This is a genomic window from Pseudomonas sp. D3, from assembly GCF_029320995.1.
GTDB classification, from domain to species: Bacteria; Pseudomonadota; Gammaproteobacteria; order Pseudomonadales; family Pseudomonadaceae; genus Aquipseudomonas; species Aquipseudomonas paraveronii.
Map to the genome: position 1 here is coordinate 3,782,244 of NZ_CP119772.1, position 22,521 is coordinate 3,804,764.

The 22,521-nt window shown below is 62.4% G+C and carries 20 protein-coding genes; 13 read left to right on the forward strand and 7 right to left on the reverse strand.

Going from position 1 to position 22,521, the window contains the following annotated elements:
* Window positions 1-7: 7 nt before the first annotated feature.
* From P3S72_RS17170 to P3S72_RS17180, 3 genes are read right to left on the reverse strand one after another with little or no spacing between them, the layout of a single operon-like run.
* Window positions 8-778, reverse strand: a complete 771-nt coding sequence (locus P3S72_RS17170) for a class I SAM-dependent methyltransferase (protein ID WP_253395339.1) — start codon at window positions 776-778, stop codon at window positions 8-10.
* Between the two features lie 58 nt (window positions 779-836).
* On the reverse strand, window positions 837-2,141 hold the full coding sequence (locus P3S72_RS17175; protein WP_276193263.1) for an ATP-binding protein: 1,305 nt from the start codon (window positions 2,139-2,141) through the stop codon (window positions 837-839).
* A gap of 3 nt (window positions 2,142-2,144) precedes the next feature.
* Window positions 2,145-2,846, reverse strand: a complete 702-nt coding sequence (locus P3S72_RS17180; protein ID WP_276193264.1) for a response regulator transcription factor — start codon at window positions 2,844-2,846, stop codon at window positions 2,145-2,147.
* Window positions 2,847-3,070: 224 nt separating this feature from the next.
* Here P3S72_RS17180 and P3S72_RS17185 point away from each other — a divergent pair, with 224 nt between their 5' ends.
* From P3S72_RS17185 to P3S72_RS17220, 8 genes are all read left to right on the forward strand, one after another.
* On the forward strand, window positions 3,071-4,228 hold the full coding sequence (locus P3S72_RS17185; RefSeq protein ID WP_276193266.1) for an efflux RND transporter periplasmic adaptor subunit: 1,158 nt from the start codon (window positions 3,071-3,073) through the stop codon (window positions 4,226-4,228).
* A gap of 12 nt (window positions 4,229-4,240) precedes the next feature.
* Window positions 4,241-7,330, forward strand: coding sequence for an efflux RND transporter permease subunit (locus tag P3S72_RS17190; RefSeq protein ID WP_276193267.1), 3,090 nt, complete (start codon window positions 4,241-4,243; stop codon window positions 7,328-7,330).
* A gap of 52 nt (window positions 7,331-7,382) precedes the next feature.
* A complete protein-coding gene (locus P3S72_RS17195) occupies window positions 7,383-8,024 on the forward strand; it encodes a DUF1345 domain-containing protein (protein WP_276193268.1) in 642 nt (213 codons plus the stop codon).
* Between the two features lie 164 nt (window positions 8,025-8,188).
* Complete coding sequence (locus P3S72_RS17200) at window positions 8,189-9,241, forward strand: LacI family DNA-binding transcriptional regulator (protein ID WP_276193269.1); 1,053 nt, start codon at window positions 8,189-8,191, stop codon at window positions 9,239-9,241.
* Between the two features lie 113 nt (window positions 9,242-9,354).
* Window positions 9,355-10,137 (forward strand): TIM barrel protein, encoded by a 783-nt coding sequence (locus tag P3S72_RS17205; protein ID WP_276193270.1) that lies wholly within the window; start codon window positions 9,355-9,357, stop codon window positions 10,135-10,137.
* Entirely contained in the window at window positions 10,130-11,071 is a 942-nt protein-coding gene (locus tag P3S72_RS17210; RefSeq protein ID WP_276193271.1) for a sugar kinase, read from the forward strand. The genes P3S72_RS17205 and P3S72_RS17210 overlap by 8 nt, the downstream gene beginning before the upstream one ends.
* A gap of 45 nt (window positions 11,072-11,116) precedes the next feature.
* Window positions 11,117-12,415 carry an MFS transporter gene (locus P3S72_RS17215; RefSeq protein ID WP_276193272.1) on the forward strand — a complete coding sequence of 433 codons (1,299 nt, stop codon included), beginning with the start codon at window positions 11,117-11,119 and terminating at the stop codon, window positions 12,413-12,415.
* Entirely contained in the window at window positions 12,412-13,389 is a 978-nt protein-coding gene (locus P3S72_RS17220; RefSeq protein WP_276193273.1) for a D-glycerate dehydrogenase, read from the forward strand. Before P3S72_RS17215 ends, P3S72_RS17220 begins: the two co-directional genes overlap by 4 nt.
* A 166-nt stretch (window positions 13,390-13,555) precedes the next feature.
* Here P3S72_RS17220 and P3S72_RS17225 read toward each other — a convergent pair whose 3' ends face one another.
* A complete protein-coding gene (locus P3S72_RS17225) occupies window positions 13,556-15,181 on the reverse strand; it encodes a methyl-accepting chemotaxis protein (protein WP_276193274.1) in 1,626 nt (541 codons plus the stop codon).
* 234 nt (window positions 15,182-15,415) lie between these two features.
* Between P3S72_RS17225 and P3S72_RS17230 the strand changes: the two genes are divergently transcribed.
* Window positions 15,416-16,840, forward strand: a complete 1,425-nt coding sequence (locus P3S72_RS17230; RefSeq protein WP_276193275.1) for a nucleobase:cation symporter-2 family protein — start codon at window positions 15,416-15,418, stop codon at window positions 16,838-16,840.
* Window positions 16,841-16,855: 15 nt separating this feature from the next.
* Window positions 16,856-17,317 (forward strand): LEA type 2 family protein, encoded by a 462-nt coding sequence (locus P3S72_RS17235; RefSeq protein WP_276193276.1) that lies wholly within the window; start codon window positions 16,856-16,858, stop codon window positions 17,315-17,317.
* Window positions 17,318-17,333: 16 nt separating this feature from the next.
* On the opposite strand, the gene P3S72_RS17240 is transcribed toward P3S72_RS17235, so the two are convergent.
* Entirely contained in the window at window positions 17,334-18,260 is a 927-nt protein-coding gene (locus P3S72_RS17240) for a carbon-nitrogen hydrolase family protein (protein WP_276193277.1), read from the reverse strand.
* Between the two features lie 83 nt (window positions 18,261-18,343).
* On the opposite strand from P3S72_RS17240, the gene P3S72_RS17245 reads away from it, so the two are divergent.
* Window positions 18,344-19,273, forward strand: coding sequence for a LysR family transcriptional regulator (locus tag P3S72_RS17245; protein ID WP_276193278.1), 930 nt, complete (start codon window positions 18,344-18,346; stop codon window positions 19,271-19,273).
* Here P3S72_RS17245 and P3S72_RS17250 read toward each other — a convergent pair.
* Complete coding sequence (locus tag P3S72_RS17250; RefSeq protein ID WP_017848398.1) at window positions 19,245-19,499, reverse strand: hypothetical protein; 255 nt, start codon at window positions 19,497-19,499, stop codon at window positions 19,245-19,247. The genes P3S72_RS17245 and P3S72_RS17250 overlap by 29 nt on opposite strands.
* 162 nt (window positions 19,500-19,661) lie before the next feature.
* On the opposite strand from P3S72_RS17250, the gene P3S72_RS17255 reads away from it, so the two are divergent.
* Window positions 19,662-19,982 (forward strand): DUF883 family protein, encoded by a 321-nt coding sequence (locus P3S72_RS17255; RefSeq protein WP_253395303.1) that lies wholly within the window; start codon window positions 19,662-19,664, stop codon window positions 19,980-19,982.
* A gap of 59 nt (window positions 19,983-20,041) precedes the next feature.
* Here P3S72_RS17255 and P3S72_RS17260 read toward each other — a convergent pair whose 3' ends face one another.
* Entirely contained in the window at window positions 20,042-21,076 is a 1,035-nt protein-coding gene (locus P3S72_RS17260; RefSeq protein ID WP_276193280.1) for an Ldh family oxidoreductase, read from the reverse strand.
* Window positions 21,077-21,342: 266 nt separating this feature from the next.
* On the opposite strand from P3S72_RS17260, the gene P3S72_RS17265 reads away from it, so the two are divergent.
* Window positions 21,343-22,338: a FecR family protein gene (locus P3S72_RS17265; protein ID WP_276193281.1), complete on the forward strand. Its 996-nt coding sequence runs from the start codon at window positions 21,343-21,345 to the stop codon at window positions 22,336-22,338.
* The last annotated feature ends 183 nt before the right edge of the window (window positions 22,339-22,521 follow it).

Here is a 22,521-nt window from a genome sequence, read left to right on the forward strand (position 1 = left end):
ATGCCTTTTACGTCAGTCGGTGGCAAACGTAGGCCTGGGTCTGATAGGGAAAGGCCACTGTATCGTGGCCTTTCAGCGCCGGGTGAGTGGCGATCAGGTTGCGTAATTGCGCGGTGACCTCGGCTTTTTCAGCGGCGGGCAGTGCCGCGATAAAGCTGACGGAGAGGACGCGATCCATGATCACTTCCTGCGGACTGCCGACATGGTTGTAGGGAAAACACGTCATTTCGGGGGCGGAAAAATACTCGCCGGTGAACGCCTCGCGCCATTTACCGCTGTGAAAACGCGGCGTATCGCCCTCGTAAGGCGTGATGATCGCGGTGATCGCCGCCACCCAGTCCACCGACTCATCGCGCACATTCCACACCAGCCCCAGACGCCCGTTGGGCTTGAGCACGCGGTGGATTTCCGCGAGCGCGGCCTGGGTGGAGAACCAGTGAAAGGACTGGGCGCAGACCAACGCATCGGCGCAGGCGGACGCCAGAGGAATGGATTCAGCGGTGCCGTTGACCAGGCGTACATCCGGCAACAGCTTGGCCAACTGCGCAGCCATCGCCTGCACGGGCTCGATGGCAATCAGGCTCGGCGCCAGGGCGTTAAGCAGGCGCGTGAATTTGCCGGTGCCGGCGCCCAGGTCGATCACCGTCGACTGCGCGTCGATGCGCAGTACGTCAGCCAGCCAGCCCGTGAGTTGCCGTGGATAGTTCGGTCGGCCCTGGGCGTAAGTGACGGCCTGGGTCGAAAAGCCCTGTTGCGCAGACGTGTGAACACCGGACATTGCCAATCTCTCCTCGGGTAAAGCGGGGGCACAGTGTGCGCCTTCCCACCCGGTTTTTCTAATCAGTCACACTGGGCAACCACACACGAAACCGCGCGCCGCCGAGCGGTGAAGCCTGCGCGGTCAAGGTGCCGCCCTGGGCTTCGAGGGCGCGCCGGCTAATCGCCAAGCCCAGGCCAAACCCGCCGGTGGCGCGGTCGCGGCTGCGATCCAGGCGATAGAACGGCTCGAAGATGCGTTCGCGCTGGTCCAGCGGAATGCCGATGCCATCATCGTCCACGCAGATTTCACAGCCCTTGGGGCAGACCTTGACCCCCACCTGGATGCGTTTGTCACAGTAGCGCGTGGCGTTGCGCAGCAGGTTTTGCAGGGCGCGGGCGGTCAGGCGCGGGTCGAGGCTGAAGCGTTCGACGCTGCAGTCGAGCACCACGTCGATGACAATCTCGGGGTTCTCCAGCTCGTCATCGACGCTGCCCAGCACGCTGTCGATAAACTCATCAAGCACCACCTCGACCCGCTCCGGCAGTTGCGAAGGGTTTTGCAGACGGCTGTAGGAGAGCAATTCCAGCACCAGCTCATCCAGCTCACGGATATGCGCCACCAGGCTTTGCAGGCGCTCACGGCTGGCCTGGGGCAGGTCTTCGGACAGCGCCAGGGCCAGGCCGAAATCCAGGCGCGTCAGCGGGGTGCGCAGTTCGTGGGAGACTGCGTTGAGCAAGTCACGCTGCTGGTTCAATAGGTGTTCGATGTCGTCGGCCATGGTGTCGAACACCGTCGCCAGGCTGCCGATGTTGGAACTCGGCGGAATGCGCGTGCGTTCGCCAAAGTTACCCTTGCCCAACTGCGTGGCGGTGCTTTTCAGGCGTTCCAGGTCACGCCAGTGCGGGCGCAGCCATACCAGCAGGCAGGCCAGCAGCGCGGCACCGATCAGTACGTTCATCGACCAGTACAGCAGGTTCATGTCCAGAGGGTCCGGCGGGATCGTCAGCTTGACCGCGAACTGCGGGTTGATCGGTGCACTGACCTCGGCCATCCACCCCCAGTCGCCCAGGCGGATAACCGGTTTGCCCTGCGCCAGCAGTTGCTCTTCTTCGGGGGTGTAACGGGCGTCCTGGTGCAGCAGCAGTTCAACCTTGAGCGGCGCGAAGTCGCGACCCAGTTGCTCGGTGACCTGCGACCAGCGCTCCACCGGCGCCCGCTGGTATTGCTTGACGATGAGTGTCTGCAGGCCCCGGGACTGTTCGATGTTGTAGTCCACATAGCGGTGCTCGAACACCTGGATCACCAGCGTGGGAATCAGGTAGATCGCCGCACTGTAGGTGACGATCGTGATCAGATAGAGACGCAGCAGCACACGAAACATGGTTCAGCATTCCCACTCGGATCGGCTGAACAAATAGCCTTTGCCCCACACCGTCTTGATCTTGCGCGCCTCGCCGGCGTGGTCGTCGAACTTGCGGCGCAACTTGGAGATGGCCACGTCCACCGAGCGGTCGGTGCCGTTGAACTCGATCCCGCGCAGGCGTTGCAGGATCTGGTCGCGGCTGAGCACTTCACCGGCATGCCGCGCGAGCACCACCAGCAGGTTGTATTCGCCGCTGGACAACTCCACCGCCTGCTCGCGCCAGGTCACGGTGCGTTCCGACAGGTCGATGCACAGGTTGCCGATGACGACCTGGTCGTTGGCCACCTGGGGTTCGGACAAGCTGCTGCGGCGCAACAGCGTGCGTACCCGGGCCAGCAGCACGCGGGGCTCGCAGGGTTTGGTGACGTAATCGTCGGCGCCCATTTCCAGGCCCAGCACCTGGTCGTGGCTGTCGTCGCGGGCAGTCAGCATCAGGATCGGCAGGCCCGCCGAGTCGGCACGCAGCAAGCGGCACACTTGCAGACCGTCGAGGCCGGGCAGCATCAGGTCGAGGATCACCAGGTCCGGCGGGTTGAGGCGCGCGCGTTCGCGGACATGGTCGCCCCGGCTGAGCACGCTGACGTGATAGCCATTGCGCTCCAGGTAGCTGGCAATCAGCTCGGAGAGTGCGGCGTCGTCTTCGACCAGGAGGATGTTGGGCATGGTGTTTCCAAATAATGCGGTTATGGGTCTTACACAAATCCCCTGTGGGTGGGAGCAAGCCCCTACCACATTTGATCTTCAGCGTTTGCAAGGTCGTGCAAGGATATACGCCCGCAGCCGAACATGGGCCGCGCCTTACATTTCTTCACAGACGACCTACACAGCTTCACAGCACCACGGCGCAGGTGCCATTAGGATGCGCCAGTCAATATTGGGATAAGAGCATGTCGAAGAATCTGTTTGCGCCGTTTTGCCTGCTGGCCCTGACACTTGCCCTGAGTGCGTGTGACCAGTCGTCCGCCGAGGCGCCGGAAATGCCCCTGGCCAACGTGCGCATCGAAACCCTTGCGGCCAAACCTCTGTCCATCAGCAGCGAACTCAGCGGGCGCATCGCCGCGCCGCGCATTGCCGAAGTGCGGGCGCGGGTCGCTGGCGTGGTGATGCAGCGGGTGTTCAAGGAAGGCCGTGACGTGAAACAGGGCGACGTGCTGTTTCGCATTGACCCGGCGCCGTTCAAGGCCGACCTGGACAGCGCCCTGGCCAACCTGAGCAAGGCCGAGGCCAATGCGTTCCAGGCGCGTCTGCAAGAACAGCGCTACAGCCAACTGGTCGAAGGCAACGCCATCAGCGGCCAGGACTACGACAACGCCCGCGCCGCCCTGCGCCAGACCAACGCCGAGGTCGCCGCGAACAAGGCCGCCGTCGAACGGGCCAGGCTGAACCTGGGCTACGCCACCGTCACCGCGCCGATTTCCGGGCGCATCGGGCGTGCGCTGGTGACCGAAGGTGCGCTGGTCGGCCAGAACGAGGCCACGCCGCTGGCGATCATCCAGCAACTGGACCCGATCCACGCCGACCTGACCCAGTCGACCCGTGAACTGAACGACCTGCGCCGCGCCTTCCGCGCCGGCAGCTTGAAGCAGGTCGGCCAGGACCAGGCCAAGGCCACGCTGATCCAGGACGACGGCAGCCTGTATCCGCTGCCGGGCAAATTGCTCTTCGCCGAGATCAGCGTCGACCCCGGCACCGGGCAAATCATCCTGCGCAGCGAGTTCCCCAACCCGGACCTCGACCTGCTGCCTGGCAGTTTTGTGCGCGTGCGCCTGGAACAGGCGGTCGACAAACAAGGTATCAGCGTGCCGCAACGCGCGATCACCCGTGACAGCGCCGGCATCCCGATGGTGCTGTTGTTGGACGCCGAACAGGTGGTGAGCCTGCAACCGGTAGAGCTGGGCGCGGTGATCGATGATCGCTGGGTCGTCAGCAGCGGCCTCAAGGCCGGTGACCGTATCGTCGTCGAGGGCGTGCAACACGCACGTCCCGGTGAAAAAGTCCTGGTGGATGACAGCCCGACGCCGCCCGCCCAGGCTTCCGGCCAATAAGGATCATTGACAATGCCGCAGTTCTTTATTGACCGCCCGATCTTCGCCTGGGTGGTCGCCCTGTTTATCCTGCTGGCCGGCGCCCTCGCGATCCCGCAGTTGCCAGTGGCGCAGTACCCCAACGTCGCGCCGCCGAAAGTCGAAATCTACGCGGTGTACCCCGGCGCCTCGGCGCAGACCCTGGATGAAAGCGTGGTCAGCCTGATCGAGCAGGAGCTCAACGGCGCCGATCACCTGCTGTATTTCGAATCCCAGAGCAGCCTCGGCTCGGCCACCATCACCGCGACCTTCCAGCCGGGCACGAACCCGGAAATGGCCCAGGTCGACGTGCAGAACCGCCTCAAGGCCGTGGAACCGCGCTTGCCCCAGGCGGTGACCCAGCAGGGTTTGCAGGTGGAGAAAGTCTCCGCCGGTTTCCTGCTGCTGGTGACCCTGACCTCCAGCGACGGCAAGCTCGATGACGTAGCGCTCAGCGACTACCTGGCGCGCAACGTGATGAACGAGCTCAAGCGCCTCGACGGGGTGGGCAAGGCCCAGCTGTATGGCGCCGAGCGGGCCATGCGCGTCTGGATCGACCCGCAGAAGCTGATCGGTTTCAACCTGACCCCGGCCGACGTGAATGCCGCGATCAGCGCGCAGAACGCCCAGGTGTCGGCCGGTAGCATCGGCGATTTGCCGGGTACCAAGACCCAGGAAATCACCGCGGCGATCCTGGTTAAGGGCCAGTTGTCGACCCCGGCGGAATTTGCCGACATCGTGCTCAAGGCCAACCCCGACGGCTCCACCGTGCGCATCGGCGATGTGGCGCGGGTGGAAATCGGCAGCCAGGAATACCAGTTTTCCACGCGCCTGAACGGCAAGCCGTCCACCGCCGTCAGCGTCCAGCTGGCGCCGGGCGCCAACGCGTTGAACACCGCGAACCTGGTGCGGGCGAAGATGGATGAGCTGTCGCGCTACTTCCCGGCCAATGTCGAATACAAGATCCCGTATGACACCTCGCCGTTCGTCAAAGTCTCGATCACCAAGGTGGCCTACACCTTGCTCGAGGCCATGGCGCTGGTGTTCGCGGTGATGTTCCTGTTCCTGCAGAACGTGCGCTACACGCTGATCCCAACCCTGGTGGTGCCGATTGCGTTGATGGGCACCTTCGCCACCATGCTGTTGCTGGGGTTCTCGATCAACGTGCTGACCATGTTCGGCATGGTGCTGGCCATCGGTATCCTGGTGGACGATGCGATCGTGGTGGTGGAGAACGTCGAGCGGATCATGGTCACTGAGGGCCTGTCGCCCAAAGAAGCCACACGCAAGGCCATGGGCCAGATCACCGGGGCCATCGTCGGCATTACGTTGGTGCTGGTCGCGGTGTTTCTGCCGATGGCGTTCATGCCGGGCTCGGTGGGGGTGATCTACCAGCAGTTTTCACTGTCGATGGCCACCTCGATCCTGTTCTCGGCGTTCCTTGCCCTGACCTTGACCCCGGCACTGTGCGCGACCCTGCTCAAGCCGATCGCCAAGGATGACCACCACGCCAAGGGCGGGTTCTTCGGCGGGTTCAATCGGCGTTTTGAACGCTTCACCGATCGCTACGAAGGCTGGGTGGCGTATGCCCTCAAGCGCAGCGGCCGTTACCTGGTGATCTACCTGGTGCTGCTGATCGGCCTGGGGTTGATGTTCAGTCGCCTGCCCTCCTCGTTCCTGCCGGTGGAAGACCAGGGTTACACCATCACCGATATCCAACTGCCGCCGGGCGCGAGCAAGAACCGCACGGTGCAGGTGGCCGAGCAGATCGAAGCGCACAACGCCGAGGAGCCTGGGGTCGGCGACACCACGATGATCATGGGCTTCAGCTTCTCCGGCTCCGGGCAGAACGCGGCGCTGGCGTTCACCACGCTCAAGGACTGGTCGCAACGCAGCAGCGAGGATTCGGCCGCCGCGATTGCCGACCGTGCCAACATCGCGTTCACCGAACTGAAGGACGCGATTGCCTATGCGATCCTGCCTCCGCCGGTGGACGGCCTCGGCACCAGCAGCGGTTTCGAGTTCCGTTTGCAGGACCGTGGCGGCGTCGGCCATGCGGCATTGATGGCGGCGCGCAGCGAACTGCTGGCGGCCGCCGAAAAAAGCCCGATCCTGGCCAACGTGCGGGAAAGCGCCCTGGCTGAAGCACCGCAAGTGCAACTGCAGGTCGACCGCAAGCAGGCCAACGCGCTGGGCGTGTCCTTCGCCGACGTGGGCAATGTGCTGTCGTCGGCCATCGGTTCGGCCTACATCAACGATTTCCCCAACCAGGGCCGCATGCAGCGCGTGGTGGTGCAAGCCGAGGGCGATCAACGCAGCCAGGTCGCAGACCTGATGAAGATCAACGTGCGCAACAACGCCGGCAAGATGGTGCCGTTGTCCGCATTCGTGGAAGCCAAGTGGACCCAGGGTCCTTCGCAGTTGACCCGTTACAACGGCTACCCGGCCATCGCCATTTCCGGTGAAGCGGCACCGAGGCACAGCACGGGCGAGGCAATGGAAGAAATCCAGCGCCTGGTCAGCCAACTGCCGGCGGGCCTGGGCCAGGAATGGACCGGCCTGTCGTTGCAGGAACGCCTGTCCGGTGCCCAGGCACCGTTGCTGCTGGGCCTGTCGCTGTTGATCGTGTTCCTGTGCCTGGCCGCCCTGTATGAAAGCTGGTCGATCCCGACGTCGGTGCTGCTGGTGGTGCCGTTGGGCGTGCTCGGCGCGGTGTTGGCCGTGACCTTGCGCGGCATGCCTAATGATGTGTTCTTCAAGGTCGGGCTGATCACCATCATCGGCCTGTCGGCGAAGAACGCGATCCTGATCATCGAGTTCGCCAAGGACCTGTACGACCAGGGCGAAGACTTGCTCGACGCCACCGTGAAGGCCGCCCGGCTGCGCTTGCGGCCGATCATCATGACCTCGCTGGCGTTCATCCTCGGCGTGGTGCCCTTGGCGATTGCCACCGGTGCCAGTTCGGCGAGCCAGCAAGCGATTGGTACGGGCGTGATCGGCGGGATGATCACCGCAACGCTGGCGGTGCTGTTTGTGCCGGTGTTCTTTGTGGTCGTCATAAAGCGGGTGCGCAAGCGTCCATAACCCGCGCAAAAATGCGCTATGGTGCTCACCACCGCCCTTGTTGTGAGCACCCATGCCCTTCCTCGCCCGCACCCACCCTCGCCTCTCTTGCGCCGCCGTCCTGGGCCTTGCCGTTGGCATCCTGGTACCCGCCGATACACTTGCGAGCAAAGTCCTGATCGGCTGGAACGCCGGGGTCTGGACCTACTTGGTCCTGATGCTGTGGCTGACCATCCGCGCCAAGGCTGAGGACGTCAAACGCATCGCCGAGATCGAGGATGAAAACGCCGGCCTGGTGCTGTTCACGGTGTGCATTGCGGCCATCGCCAGCCTGGCCACGATCACCCTCGAACTGGTCGGCAGCAAGGACCTGAGCTCATCCGAACGCCTATTGCACTATGGCTTTACCGGCCTGACGATCATCGGTTCATGGTTGTTGATCGGGGTGATCTTCAGCGTTCACTACGCCCGGCTTTATTACACCTGGGCAGGCAAAGAGCCGGCGCTGCGCTTTGCCGAAGGGCTGTTGACCCCCAACTATTGGGACTTTTTGTATTTTTCCTTCACCATCGGCGTTGCCGTGCAAACCGCAGACGTAGGCGTTGCCACCCGTACCATGCGCAAGGTAGTGCTGGGGCAATCGCTGATCGGGTTTCTGTTCAACACAGCGATCCTCGGCTTCTCGATCAATATTGCGGCGGGACTGTTCAGTTGACGCGGCACAAACCATCTGGACGCCCATTACTGCGTCGGTGCTACATCGCTGTCCAAGGGTAAACAACCGATCATCTGGCTTTGTCCTACAACTTCTTGACGACTTTCGTACTTTAGTGGTTTCCTGAAACCGGTTTCAGTCATTCCAATAAAAATAGAAGGTCGATGACCGTGAACAGTTTCTCTGCCGCCCAGCGCAGCCGCGTGACCATGCTTGACGTCGCCCAGCGCGCCGGCGTGTCCAAAGCCAGCGTGTCGCGCTTTATCGGCGACGACCGCGCCCTGCTCTCCGACGCCATCGCCCTGCGCATCGAGCAGGCCATCGATCAACTCGGCTACCGCCCCAACCAGATGGCCCGTGGTTTGAAACGCGGCCGCACGCGTCTGATCGGCATGCTGGTGGCCGATATCCGCAACCCCTATTCCATTGCCGTGATGCACGGCGTCGAAACCGCCTGCCGCCAGCACGGCTACAGCCTGGTGGTGTGCAACACCGACCGCGATGACGAGCAGGAGCGCCAGCATCTGGCGGCGCTGCGCTCGTACAACATCGAAGGGCTGATCGTGAACACCCTCGGCCATCACCTTGAGCAATTGCTGGAGCTGCAACGGGAAATGCCTCTGGTGCTGGTGGACCGCAAGGTCGCGCCGCTGCACAGCGACCTGGTGGGGTTGGATAACCCGGCCGCGGTGCGCATGGCGGTGGAACACCTTGAGCAACAGGGCTACCGCGATGTGTTGCTGGTCAGCGAGGCCACCGACGGCACCAGCTCGCGCTTGGAGCGCCTTGACAGTTTCATGGCCGAAATTGCCCGCCGCCCGGCGTTGAGCGGCGCGGTGCTGGAACTGGATGACGCACTGGAAAACCGCCTGCGCACCTTTCTCGCCAAACCCGGACCTAAAGCGTTGTTCTGCGCCAACGGCATCGCCGCACTGGCCTGCACCCGCGCGCTCAAGGCCTTGGGCTGCAACCTGTTCAAGGACGTTGGCCTGATCGCCCTGGATGACCTGGACTGGTACCCGCTGGTGGGCAACGGCATCACCGCCCTCGCCCAGCCGACCCAGGCGATTGGCGCCAGCGCCTTCGACTGTCTGCTCAAGCGGCTGCGCGGTGACAGGGCGCCGACGCGCACCCTGGACTTCCTGCCCGAACTGATCATCCGAGGCTCCACAACCCCTTGTAGGAGCGAGCTTGCTCGCGAAAAACGCCAACGATAACGCAGCGATCCTGGTTTAACGCGGCGCTCTCAGGTTTTTCGCGAGCAAGCTCGCTCCTACAGGAAAGTGTTTTTTTCAGAAAAAAATGAAACCGGTTTCAGAGGGACACAACAATGCATGAATACCCCGTCTCCATCAGCCTTTCCAGCTACGGCGCCGACCTCGTGCGCCAGCAGGGCCAATTGAGTTTTGTCGCGCTGCTGGCGGCTGCCGGCGCCCGGCGCATAGAGTGGCGCGAGGAACTGCTGACCATTGAGCAACCCGCGCAACTGGCCCAGGCGGCTGCCGAACAGGGCCTGGAATGCGTGTTCTCATCGCCGTTGGAACTGTGGGTCGCCGGCCGCGCCCAGCCGAATGCCGAGCTCGCCGCCACCCTTGACCGCGCCCAGGCTTTTGGTGCGCGCTGGCTGAAAGTCTCTCTCGGCTACTTCACCGACACCAATGACCTGCAAAGCCTGCACGCCCTGCTCAACCGCCACCCGGTCAAGTTGCTGGTGGAAAACGACCAGACCCTGCACGGCGGCCGCATCGAACCGCTGCAGCGCTTCTTCAGCGAAGTCGAGCGCCTTGGCCTGCCGGTCAAGATGACCTTCGACATCGGCAACTGGCACTGGCAGGACCAGTCCGCCCTCACCGCCGCCCGCCTGCTCGGCCGACATGTCGACTACCTGCATTGCAAGGCCGTGGCCCGTCGCCCAGATGGCAAGCTGGTGGCACTGCCGCCCGGCGCCACCGACCTGCATCTGTGGGAACAACTGCTGGGCCACATGACTCAAGGTATTACCCGGGCGGTGGAATTCCCATTGCAAGGCGATGACCTGGTCGACGTCACCGCCCAGCAGGTCACCACCCTCGCCCTGCTTGGCCAGCCCCGTGCGGAGAACGCCCATGTCTGAGATCGATATCCTGTCGTTTGGTGAAACCATGGCGATGTTCGTCGCCGACCAGACCGGCGACCTGGCCCAGGTTGGCCACTTCCACAAACGCATCGCCGGGGCCGACAGCAATGTCGCCATTGGCCTGTCGCGCCTGGGTTTCAACGTCGCCTGGCTGAGCCGGGTGGGTAACGATTCCCTGGGCCGCTTTGTGCTCGACACGCTCAAACAACAAGGCCTGGATTGCCGGCACGTGGCGGTCGACCCGCTGCATCCCACCGGTTTTCAGCTCAAGTCCCGCGAAGAAACCGGCGCTGATCCCCAGGTCGAGTACTTCCGCAAGGGCTCGGCGGCCAGCCACTTATCCACCGCGGCCATAAGCCCGGCGCTGCTGGGCGCCCGTCACCTGCACGCCACCGGCATTCCGCCGGCCTTGTCCGAGGCCACGCGTGAGTTGTCCTGCGAGCTGATGACGCAAATGCGCAAGGCAGGGCGCAGCGTGTCGTTCGATCCAAACCTGCGCCCGGCGCTGTGGGCCAGCCAGCCGCAGATGATCCGCGAGATCAACGCCCTCGCAGGCCTAGCCGATTGGGTCTTGCCAGGCTTGAGCGAAGGTCGACTGCTCACCGGTTTCGACGACCCGGCGGATATCGCCGCGTTTTACCTGGACCAGGGCGCCGAAGCCGTGGCCATCAAGCTCGGCCCGGAAGGCGCTTATTACCGCACCCAAATGGACCAGGGTTTTGTCGCCGCCGTGCGCGTGGACAAGGTGGTCGACACCGTAGGCGCCGGTGATGGCTTTGCTGTCGGCATGATCAGCGCGCTGCTGGAGAACCTCAGCTTCCGTGAGGCGGTACAACGCGGCAACTGGATCGGCAGCCGTGCCGTGCAGAGCCGCGGCGATATGGAAGGCTTACCCACGCGTGCGGAGTTACCGACCCGATCCGTTGCTTGACCCACTCCCTGTTGCCACAACTACAACAAGCTCAGGAGCAACCCCATGGATACCTTGAAACTCGCCACCCGCCGTTGGTGGTACATCATGCCCATCGTCTTTATCACCTACAGCCTGGCGTACCTGGACCGCGCCAACTACGGTTTCGCCGCCGCCAGCGGGATGGCTGAAGACCTGATGATCACACCGGGCATGTCGTCCCTGCTCGGCGCCCTGTTTTTCCTCGGCTACTTCTTCTTCCAGGTGCCGGGGGCGATCTACGCACAAAAACGCAGCGTGAAGAAGTTGATTTTCGTCAGCCTGATCCTCTGGGGCGGCCTGGCCACCCTGACGGGCGTGGTGTCCAACGCTTACATGCTGATCGCCATTCGCTTCATGCTCGGCGTGGTCGAAGCGGCGGTGATGCCGGCGATGCTGGTGTACCTGTGCCACTGGTTCACCCGTGCCGAACGCTCGCGCGCCAACACGTTCCTGATCCTCGGCAACCCGGTGACCATGCTGTGGATGTCGGTGGTGTCTGGCTATCTGGTGCAGCATTTCAGCTGGCGCTGGATGTTCATCGTCGAAGGCCTGCCGGCGGTGCTGTGGGCGTTTATCTGGTGGCGCCTGGCCGATGAGCGGCCCAAGGATGCCAAGTGGCTGAGCGACAGCGAAAAACGCGCTCTGGAAACCGCCCTCGCCGCCGAACAGGTGGGGATCAAAGCGGTGAAAAACTACGCCGAAGCGTTCCGTTCGCCCAAGGTCATCATCCTCGCGCTGCAGTTCTTCTGCTGGAGCATCGGCGTGTACGGGTTTGTGCTGTGGTTGCCGTCGATCCTCAAGGCCGGGCTGCAGATGGACATGGTCGAGGCCGGCTGGTTGTCGGCGCTGCCGTACCTGGCGGCGGTGATCGGCATGCTGGTGGTGTCGTGGGGGTCGGACAAGCTGCAAAAGCGTAAGCGGTTTGTGTGGCCGCCGTTGCTGATCGCCTCCATCGCTTTCTATGCGTCTTACGTGCTCGGCGCCGAACACTTCTGGTGGTCCTACACGCTGCTGGTGATTGCCGGGGCGTGCATGTATGCGCCCTATGGGCCGTTTTTCGCGATTGTCCCGGAAATCCTGCCGGCCAACGTCGCCGGCGGCGCCATGGCATTGATCAACAGCATGGGCGCGCTCGGCTCGTTCGGCGGCTCGTACCTGGTGGGTTACCTCAATAGCAGCACCGGTTCACCTGGCGCCTCTTACCTGCTGATGAGCGGCGCGTTGATGTTCTCGGTGGTGCTGACGATGTTCCTCAAACCCGGCGCCAGCGACCGTGAGCGCGCGCCGTTGCATACCCTCGAATTAAAGGTGAAGACCGGATGAAAAAGTCTGTCGTGTTGTACAAAAAACTCTCCGCGCCGCTGATGGCTCGCCTGCATGCACACGCCGAGGTCACGCTGATCGACGCGCTTGATGCGCCCGGCCTGGCCAAGCTGCGCGACGCCCTCCCCGGCGCCCACGGTTTGCTCGGCGCGAGCCTGCGCCTGGACGCCACCCTGCTGGACCTGGCACCGCAGTTGGAGGCGGTGGCCAGCGTGTCCGTCGGCGTCGACAACTACGACGTCGAGTACTTGACCCAGCGCGGCATCCTGCTCAGCAACACACCCGATGTGCTGACCGAAACCACCGCCGACACCGGCTTCGCGCTGATCCTCGCCACCGCGCGCCGGGTGGTCGAACTGGCCGATATGGTACGTGCCGGCCAGTGGAACAAGAACATCGGCCCGGCGCATTTCGGCAGCGATGTGCATGGCAAGACCCTGGGCATCATCGGCATGGGCCGCATTGGTGAAGCGCTGGCCCAGCGCGGGCATTTTGGTTTTGGCATGCCGGTGCTCTACCACAGCCACTCGCCCAAGCCGCAGGTGGAAAAGCGGTTCGGCGCGCAGTACCGCAGCCTGAAAGACTTGCTGCAACAAGCGGATTTCGTCTGCCTGACACTGCCGCTCACCGCCGAAACCGAGCGGTTGATCGGCGCTGAAGAATTCGCGCTGATGGGGCCGCAGACGATCTTTATCAATATCTCACGCGGCAAAGTGGTGGATGAAGCCGCGCTGGTCGAAGCCTTGCAGCAACACACGATTCGCGCGGCGGGGCTGGATGTGTTCGAGCGCGAACCGCTGCCCCACGATTCGCCGTTGCTGCGGTTGAACAATGTGGTGGCAACGCCGCATATCGGCTCGGCGACCCATGAAACGCGCGAAGCGATGGCCGAATGCGCGGTGGATAATCTGTTGGCGGCGCTAGCGGGTCAGAAGCCGAAAAACCTGGTGAATCCAGGCGCCTGGGCGCAATAGCTTCTGACACAACATAGCGCAAATGTGGGAGGGGCGGTGCGACGATTCGACTTGCTCCCGATGGCGGTGGGTCAGTCAACTCATCTACTGACTGATCCAGCGCCATCGGGAGCAAGTCGAATCGTCGCACCGCCCCTCCCACATTTGGATTGCATTGCAAAGTTGGTCAGATAACGAACCTGGCCACCATCGCATTCAAATCCACCGCCAGGCGCGACAGCTCATGGCTGGCCGCGCTGGTCTGGTTGGCGCCGGCCGCCGACTGGGTCGCCAGGTCGCGGATGTTGACCAGATTGCGGTCCACTTCACGCGACACCTGGGCCTGCTCCTCCGACGCGCTGGCGATCACCAGGTTGCGCTCGTTGATCAGGCTGATCGACTGGGTGATCTGCTCCAGTGCCACGCCAGCCGCACGGGCCAGTTCCAGGGTGTTATGGGTCCGCTGGTTGCTCTGTTGCATCGATTGCACGGCTTCACCGGTGCCGTTCTGGATACCGGCGACCATTTTCTCGATTTCCTGGGTCGACTGCGCGGTGCGATGGGCCAACGCCCGCACCTCGTCCGCCACCACCGCGAAGCCGCGCCCGGCTTCACCGGCTCGGGCGGCTTCGATCGCAGCGTTGAGCGCCAGCAAGTTGGTCTGCTCGGCAATCGCCCGGATCACGTCGAGCACCTTGCCGATGTCCCGACCCTGGGTGGCCAGGCCTTCGATCAGCAGCGAGGTGTTTTGCACATCTTGGGTCATGGTCTGGATCGCGCCGACGGTCTCGACCACGCGGTCACGGCCTTCCCGGGCCGCTTGGTTGGACTGTGTGGAGGCTTCGGAGGTGGACACCGCGTTACGCGCCACCTCTTCCACGGCGGCGGTCATCTCATTGACGGCAGTGGCTGCCTGGTCGATTTCATTATTTTGTTGCTGCAGGCCTTTGGAGGCTTCTTCGGTGACTGCGCTCAACTCTTCCGCCGCCGAGGCCAATTGCGTGGCCGAACCGGCGATGTGCTGGATGGTCTGGCGCAGGTTGGTTTGCATGGTCGACAACGCGCTGATCAGCCGCGCCGGTTCATCCTTGCCATCATCTTCAATGACTTTGCTCAGGTTGCCGCTGGCAATGGTTTCCGCCACTTCCACAGCTTTGCGCAGCGGCGTGACGATGCTGCGGGTCAGCAACCAGGCCAACAGCACCGTGAGCAAGGCGGCGGCCACCGCAACGACGAGGATGCCGGTGATCGCGCTGTCGTAGCTCTGGCCTGCCTGGACGTTGGCTTGCTTGGCGCCGGCGGAGTTGATGGCGATCAGCTTGTTCAACTGCTCGCCCATCTGATCGGTGCCGTCCTTGATCCGCGTGTTGATCAAGGTACGCATCTCATCGACCTTGTCTTGCTTGGACAGGGCCAGCATCTCGGCCTGGGCCGTCAGGTAATTGTCCAAGGTGCCGACAAACGTCTTGTACAAGGCCGCTTCCTCAGGCACGGAGGGTAACGCCGCGTAACCGGCCTGTGCGGCTCTGACCTTGTCAATCAGTGCAGCGATGCGCGTTTGCGCCTCTTGCAAAGCGGTCGGTTCGCGGTTAACCAATACGCGAAACGACAAGATACGCATACGCAGCACGTTTTCCGTGAGAGTGCCCAAGTAGGTCACGCTGGGCAGTTGGTTGGTGCTCATGTCCACCGACGCCTGACGGATCAGCGTCATGCGATTGACTGCAAACACGCCCAATACAACCACCAGCAACGCAATGAATGCGAAGCCGAGAGAAGCTCGAGGAGCAATATTCAGATGACGAAGAGACATAGAGGTATTCTCAAGAAGGAGTGTCTGCGCGCATCCGTGCAGCGGAATGATCAGCTGGCGTCAACACGCGGCTCTGACCTTGGTCACCACTTGTTGTCATTGTTGGGTGGGCCTATAGACGATATCGGCAGGGCCAGCGGTTTGAGCAGGGCTTCCATAAATATTTTTTTACACTTCTGACGATCACCGGTTTCTGGCATCCTGCGCCTCCATTTTCTGACCCGAGCCCGCACTTTGTCTGACGCTCAAGCCCCGCGCCCGCGCTATAAATCCGATCTGATCTATGGACTGGAAGACCGCCCGCATTTCACTGCGGCGATGTTTGCTGCCTTGCAGCATGTGTTGGCGAGTTTCGTCGGCATCATCACCCCTACCCTGATTGTCGGCGGCGTGCTGGGTCTGGAAAGCGAAGTGCCGTACCTGGTGAGCATGGCATTGTTCGTGTCCGGGCTCGGCACCTTCGTGCAGGCGCGCACGTTCGGCCCGATCGGCTCGGGCCTGTTGTGCCTGCAGGGCACCAGTTTTTCGTTTATCAGCGTGATTCTCAGTGCCGGGTTCATGGTCAAGGCCCGGGGTGGCGGCACCGATGAGATTCTCTCGACGATCTTCGGCATCTGCTTTTTTGCGGCGTTTATCGAAGTAGTCTTCAGCCAGTTCATCGGCAAATTGCGCAAGCTGATCACCCCAGTGGTGACCGGCACCATCATTACCCTGATGGGGTTGTCGCTGATCAAGGTGGCAGTCACCGACATGGCCGGCGGCTTTGGCTCCAACGACCTTGGCGCCGCCAGCAATATGGGCCTGGCCGCGCTGGTGCTGCTGACCATTGTGGTACTTAACCGCTTCAGCAACCCGTTCCTGCGCCTGGGTTCGATCGTGATCGGCCTGACCCTGGGTTTCGTCGTGGCCTGGTGGCTGGGCCGCGTGGATATGGCGGCATTGCCCCACGTGCCGTTGATCAGCGTGCCGGTGCCGTTCAAGTATGGGTTCTCATTCGACTGGGTGGCGTTTATCCCGGTGGCGGTGATCTTCCTGATTTCGCCCCTGGAAGCCGCCGGTGACCTGACGGCCAATTCGATGATTTCCCAACAACCGGTCAAGGGCCCGCTGTACATCAAGCGCATCAAGTCCGGCCTGCTGGCCGACGGCCTCAACTCGGTGATGGCCGCCACCTTCAACAGCCTGCCGATGGTGACGTTTGCCCAGAACAACGGTGTGATCCAACTGACCGGCGTGGCCAGCCGCTATGTGGCGTACTTCATTGCCGGCCTGCTGGTGCTGCTGGGGCTGTTCCCGATGATCGGCGCAGTGCTGCAACTGATGCCCAAGCCGGTATTGGGCGGCGCGACCCTGATCATGTTCGGCACCGTCGCCGTGGCCGGGATCAAGATCCTCGCCGAAGCCGGCCTGCACCGACGCAACATGCTGATCGTGGCAATCTCCCTGGGCATGGGCCTGGGAGTCGCCGCCGTGCCGGAAGTGTTGCGCGACCTGCCCAAAGCGCTGCACAACATCTTCGAGTCGCCGATCACCGTGGGCGCGTTCTGTGCAATCCTGCTGAACATTTTCCTGCCGGAAGAGTTCTTAGAGCTGGAAGAAGATGAATTTGATCCGGAGTCCTCTACCCTCAAAGTGATGCAGGACCCGGACGTCACGTAATAGGAGCACCTTTGTATGCGCAAGCTCATGGTTCTATCGATACTGCTGCTGACCTTGAGCGCTTGCGCCCTGTTCCCCAACCGCGACCCGGTCAATATCAACGTGGTGGGCATCGAACCGCTGCAAAGCCAGGACCTGGAAGTGCGCTTCGCGGTGAAACTGCGGGTGCAGAACCCCAATGAAACGGCGATCGACTACAACGGCGTGGCCCTGGACCTGGAGGTCAATGGTCGGCCGCTGGCGTCGGGGGTGAGTGATCAGCACGGAAGCATCCCACGCTTTTCCGAGGCCATTCTGACCGTGCCGGTCAGCGTTTCAGCATTTTCCGTGTTGCGGCAAACCCTCGGCCTGAGCCAGACCCAGAGTTTGAACAACCTGCCCTACGTCCTGCGCGGAAAATTGGCCGGTGGACTGTTCGGCACCCTGCGCTTTGTGGATCGTGGGACGCTGGATCTGCCGAACACCGCTACTTGGTAAACCTCAGGCCATATGATCAGTCGGTCATGAAACGCACGCCCGGTTTGGCCCGCTCATCCACGCTCAACTCGAAAATATCCGGCCGGGCGTAATGCCCCACCACGTCATAGTCATACCGTGCGCGCACCAGATCGTCGGTATTGATCTGCGCGCTCAAGAGCCCGGCTTCGCCCAGCAGCGGCCCGGCCAGGATGTCGCCCATGGGACCGACAATCACACTGCCACCCGCAATCAACGGGCGGTCTGAAGGCCAGTTGGCCACCTCAACGCCCAGCGCCGCGGGCGACGCCTGAACCTGGCACGCACTGATCACAAAACAGCGACCCTCGTGGGCAATGTGGCGCATGCTCACCTGCCACATCTCGCGTTCATCCACCGTGGGCGCACACCACACCTGCACACCCTTGGCGTACATCGCCGTGCGCAGCAGGGGCATCATGTTTTCCCAGCACACCGCGCCGCCGATGCGCCCGACCGCCGCGTCGACCACCGGCAATGTGGAGCCATCACCCTTGCCCCAGATCAGCCGTTCAGTGCCGGTGGGCATCAGCTTGCGGTGCTTGGCCACCAGGCCGTCCGCCGGCTCGAAATACAGCATGGTGCAATACAACGTGCTGCCACTGCGCTCGATCACACCCAGGACCAGGCTGGCACCGGTGCGCGCCGACAAACCCGCCAGCGCCTCGGTTTCGGCGCCAGGCACATCGATGGCGTTGGCAAAATACCGTGCAAAGGCTTCGCGGCCTTCGGGCAGGCGATAACCGAGCTGCGTGCCGAAGCCTTCGCCTTTGGGGTAACCACCCAGCAGCGCCTCGGGCATCACCACCAATTGCGCACCGCTGCGCCGGATCGGGTCTTCATAGGCCAGGATTTGCGCCAGGGTATCGGCCTTGCCGCCGGGCAAGGAACCGATTTGCAAAGCCGCCACAGTAGAAACAGGCATCAGGAGCACTCCGAACAATGAGGGGTTGCCCATTCTCCGGCCAGCTTGGATCATGAATAAAGCCCACCTCAGTGCTGAATGATATGAGCCATATAAATATCGCCCAGGTCGACCTGAACCTGCTGAAAACCTTTGAAGCCCTGCACGATGAATCCAGCGCCAGTCGCGCGGCGTTGCGCCTGGGCGTGACCCAATCAGCGATCAGCGCGGGCCTGCGGCGTTTGCGCGAAGTGTATGGCGACCAACTGTTCGTGCGTACCGGCCGCGGCCTGGCGCCGACCTTGCGGGCCAATCAGTTGAAGCCGGTGATCAGTGAGGCGCTGGACCGCTGCCGGCAGAGCCTGGCAATGACCCATCCGGACACCCAGCACTATCAGGGACGGTCCGTGGTGCTGGGCTTATCCGACGATTTCGAGATTGCCTACGGCCGCCGCCTGATGGAGGAAATTGCCCGGCGCATGCCGAAATTGCGCGTAATTTTCCGTCAGACCCACAGCCAGATCGTCGCCACCGCCCTGCTCGACCGCAGCCTCGACCTGGCGATTACCGCCGGCGGTTTTGCCGAACGTCGCTTGAGCCGGCAAGTGCTGGGGGAAGGTGATTACCGCTGCCTGGTCGACCCGCACAGCCTGGCGCCAGGCCAGCAAGGTATCGATCTGCAAGCGTTCGTTGCACGCGAGCACGTGCTGGTGTCATCCGGCGGGTTTATCGGGATTACCGATGAAGGGCTGTCGGCACAGGGGCTGAGCCGCCAGGTGTGCGCGTCCACCAGCCACTTCGCGGCGCTGCCGTTTCTGCTCAAGGGCAGCCAGGCGGTGGCGACCATTCCCGGGCACGCCGCCGAAGCCATCGCACGTATGACAGGCCTGCAGGTGCTGCCTTGCCCGTTGGCGCTGCCGCGCTACCCGGTGGAACTGGGCTGGCGTACCCAGGCTCAACTGGATCCGATAGTGCTGAAAGTACGCGAAGCGATTGTCGCCAGTTTTACTTCGCCGCTGCCATCAGCTTGTTGACTTCGCTGCGCACCATATTGGAGAACTCCGGCGGCGACATGCCGTCGAGTTCCGCGCGGACCCATTCGGCCCACTTGCCCTTGCGCTTAGCGCGCTCGCCGAACAGGCGCGCGGCTTCGCCCTTGGCCTTGCCCAGGTTGCTTTGCCACAGGTCATAGAGACGGGACTTTTCATCTTCCAGCTCGGCGCGTTCGGCGAGGGTCTTGTTGGCGAGATTGAAGCTCATGTTGAATTTCCTGCTGCACAAATTGGTGACATCTTACACTGTAGGTCTACGTTTCCTGATTCGGATTTCGCATGCCACAGCGGCTGGCAAAAAAACTGCAACTTTTGCTGCCACCCGGCACTCCATTGTTCACTGTCACATTTACCTGCAAGGAGTCACCCAATGGCCCGTAAATCTGCCGCCCAAGTCGTCGAAGATCAAATCAAGGATCAAGCGTTCAGCGAACTGACTGCACTGATCGAAGAGTCAGACAAACTGCTCAAAAGCAGCGCGTCCCTGGTGGGCGAAGAAGGTGAAACCTTGCGCGAGCAGGTCGCGATCAAGCTCAAGCAAGCCCTCGATTCGGTGTCCCATGTGCGCGAGCGCAGCAAGCCGGTGGTGGATGCCACCGAAACCTACATCGGTGGTCACCCGTGGCAGACCGTGGCGATTTCCGCAGGCTTTGGCCTGGTGGTCGGCCTGCTGCTCGGTCGTCGCAACTAATACTGTGCACCTTGCGTAGCCGCTGCCGCGCCCTGGCGAGGCAGCGGCTACGTGGTTTTTCAGACGGCCCACTCACGCAACTGATTCAATGCGTGCGCATCCACTTCAATGCCTGCCTCCAACGACTTCGCCCGCGTGCGATGACGTCGATCCCCCGGCAACCGCCGCAACCCTGCCGCGTGCATCTGCCGCACCAGTTCCTGGCTGCGCTCGGCGAAGTTTTGCCCGGCGGTTTTGCTCGGGTCGATCAGAATCAACAGTTGGCCGGTCCATGGCGTGCGCGCACCCGGGTGATCGGCCCAGTTGAACTCAAACGAGAAGTTGCCGCCGGTCAAGGCTGCGGCCAGTAACTCGACCATCATCGACAGCGCCGAGCCTTTGTGCCCGCCGAACGGCAACAAAGCACCGCCTTCGAGGATGGCCTTGGGGTCCTGGGTCGGCTGGCCCAGGCTGTCCACGCCCATGCCCGGCGGCAGACGTTCGCCCTTGCGCGCGGCGATCTGCACATCGCCATGGGCGATGGCGCTGGTGGCCAGGTCGAAGACAATGGGCGCGCCGTCCGCGCGTGGTGCGGCAAACGCGATCGGGTTGGTGCCAAACAACGGGCGATCGGCGCCATGGGGCACCACGCAGGTCATGCTGTTGACCACACTCAGCGCCACCAAGCCTTGCTCGGCGAAGGGTTCGACATCCGGCCACAACGCGGCGAAGTGATGGGAATTGTGAATCGCCAACAGCGCAATACCGGCGCTGCGGGCCTTGTCCACCAGCAACGCACGGGCCGCCGCCAGCGCCGGTTGGGCAAAGCCGTTCGCGGCATCGACACGCACGAAGCCGGAAGCGACATCCGTGACCACCGGCGTAGCCTTGCCGTCGACCCAGCCGCTGTCCAGCGTGCTGACATAACCGGGAATCCGAAAGATGCCATGGCTATGAGCGCCGTCGCGCTCGGCGCTGGCGCAATTGTGCGCGAGGACCTGCGCCACTTCCGGCGACGTGCCGTGCTTCATAAACACCGCGTGCAGCAACCCCACCAGCTCGTTGAAACCGATGAACGCTGAAGAACTATCCACTATCGGGGACTGGGCAGACATCTGTAGCTCCGATTTTGTAATTGGAAGAGACAACAAGAATCCAGACCAACGATTAAACAACGCCTCCCGTGCCTGCTGTCAACGGGCGCTTGAGCTATCTGCTGCCTGACGCGCTTCGCCGCCCATTACCGTGGGCCGCGACTCCGTCACAGAGCTGTTTTAGGCGTGCCCAACGAGAATAACGCGCAATTGATATGCAATAGCCATGATCGCTGTTCTCGCCATCTGCCTCCGGAGGTTAGAATGTGGGAAATCAGGATGAATTAATGACCGAAAAGTCTGTTTCAGAAGCCGAATATGACGCCATCACCGATGCTGCTGCGCATTGGTGTATGCGCCTGCATGCGAGTGATTGCACGGCGGACGAACGACTGGCCTTTCAACGCTGGCACGATGCTCACCCGCTGCATGCTTTCGAGTACGCAGCGATGCTGGAAATCTGGGACGTTGCCGATCACTTGCCACGCCACGCCCCGGCCCCCGTTGTAGTGCCGCTCAAACCGCGTAGCCGGTTGCGTACTTATGCCGTCGCAGCCGCGGTGTGCCTGGCTGCCCTGCCCCTGGCGGCGTTCACCGGTTGGGAAGCGGGGTGGTTGCCAAGTGCCTATGAACGGTTCGAAGCCCGCAATGGTTTGCGCCAAGTCACGCTGGGCGACGGCAGCCAGCTAGAGCTCAACCTGGGCACCGAACTGGTCTACGCCAATTACAAGGACCAGCGCCAGGTCACGCTGAGCAAGGGCGAGGCGTTTTTCAAGGTCAGCCATGACAGCGCCCATCCATTTGTCGTCAGGGCCGGTGACGGACAGGTGCGCGTGACCGGCACCCAATTCAACGTATGGAAATACGAAGATCAGGTGCGTGTGATGTTGCTCGAAGGCTCGGTGCAGATTTCCAGCGACCCGGCACACAGCAGCGTGCCGCTGACCCAGGGCATGCAAGCCAGCTATCAACAGGGCGATACCACCCCGCGTGTGCGCTCGATCAACCCCGACGACAGCGCCCTCGCCTGGCGCCAGGGTAAATTGGTCCTGGATAACCTGGCCCTGGCCGATGCTTTACCACTGATCAACCGTTACCTGAACAAGCCCGTGATGCTGGCCGATACCGGCACCGGGACGATCCGTATCGGCGGCATCTACAACATCAGCGAGGTCAACAACCTCGTGCCCTCCTTGCCCAAGGTTTTGCCGGTCTACCTGACCCAGAACCAGGATGGCAATCCCGTCCTCAACTCCATTCCACGTAAAGCGCCCAAGGGCTGAGCCTGTTGCCGGCATCAGTGGGCTTGCTTGCGTCTGCTGTGTCCATTTTTGAAACACCTCCCTGTCCTGAACGTCCCGGCCTGCGCGGGTTCATCGTTTTGTCACACGCAGTGTTACATCACTGATACAACCTCCCGAACTCCCCGCCTGCGGGCCAGGTATATCGCGAATTGCCGGCCGGCG

Bases quoted from the DNA above. Each gene is read 5' to 3' on its own strand.
- P3S72_RS17225 (WP_276193274.1), bottom strand. From the start codon at position 15,181: ATGTCTCTTCGTCATCTGAATATTGCTCCTCGAGCTTCTCTCGGCTTC.
- P3S72_RS17175 (WP_276193263.1), bottom strand. From the start codon at position 2,141: ATGTTTCGTGTGCTGCTGCGTCTCTATCTGATCACGATCGTCACCTAC.
- P3S72_RS17245 (WP_276193278.1), top strand. From the start codon at position 18,344: ATGAGCCATATAAATATCGCCCAGGTCGACCTGAACCTGCTGAAAACC.
- P3S72_RS17170 (WP_253395339.1), bottom strand. From the start codon at position 778: ATGTCCGGTGTTCACACGTCTGCGCAACAGGGCTTTTCGACCCAGGCC.
- P3S72_RS17210 (WP_276193271.1), top strand. From the start codon at position 10,130: ATGTCTGAGATCGATATCCTGTCGTTTGGTGAAACCATGGCGATGTTC.
- P3S72_RS17220 (WP_276193273.1), top strand. From the start codon at position 12,412: ATGAAAAAGTCTGTCGTGTTGTACAAAAAACTCTCCGCGCCGCTGATG.
- P3S72_RS17190 (WP_276193267.1), top strand. From the start codon at position 4,241: ATGCCGCAGTTCTTTATTGACCGCCCGATCTTCGCCTGGGTGGTCGCC.
- P3S72_RS17215 (WP_276193272.1), top strand. From the start codon at position 11,117: ATGGATACCTTGAAACTCGCCACCCGCCGTTGGTGGTACATCATGCCC.
- P3S72_RS17185 (WP_276193266.1), top strand. From the start codon at position 3,071: ATGTCGAAGAATCTGTTTGCGCCGTTTTGCCTGCTGGCCCTGACACTT.
- P3S72_RS17250 (WP_017848398.1), bottom strand. From the start codon at position 19,499: ATGAGCTTCAATCTCGCCAACAAGACCCTCGCCGAACGCGCCGAGCTG.
- P3S72_RS17255 (WP_253395303.1), top strand. From the start codon at position 19,662: ATGGCCCGTAAATCTGCCGCCCAAGTCGTCGAAGATCAAATCAAGGAT.
- P3S72_RS17205 (WP_276193270.1), top strand. From the start codon at position 9,355: ATGCATGAATACCCCGTCTCCATCAGCCTTTCCAGCTACGGCGCCGAC.
- P3S72_RS17180 (WP_276193264.1), bottom strand. From the start codon at position 2,846: ATGCCCAACATCCTCCTGGTCGAAGACGACGCCGCACTCTCCGAGCTG.
- P3S72_RS17195 (WP_276193268.1), top strand. From the start codon at position 7,383: ATGCCCTTCCTCGCCCGCACCCACCCTCGCCTCTCTTGCGCCGCCGTC.
- P3S72_RS17260 (WP_276193280.1), bottom strand. From the start codon at position 21,076: ATGTCTGCCCAGTCCCCGATAGTGGATAGTTCTTCAGCGTTCATCGGT.
- P3S72_RS17200 (WP_276193269.1), top strand. From the start codon at position 8,189: ATGACCGTGAACAGTTTCTCTGCCGCCCAGCGCAGCCGCGTGACCATG.
- P3S72_RS17240 (WP_276193277.1), bottom strand. From the start codon at position 18,260: ATGCCTGTTTCTACTGTGGCGGCTTTGCAAATCGGTTCCTTGCCCGGC.
- P3S72_RS17265 (WP_276193281.1), top strand. From the start codon at position 21,343: ATGACCGAAAAGTCTGTTTCAGAAGCCGAATATGACGCCATCACCGAT.
- P3S72_RS17235 (WP_276193276.1), top strand. From the start codon at position 16,856: ATGCGCAAGCTCATGGTTCTATCGATACTGCTGCTGACCTTGAGCGCT.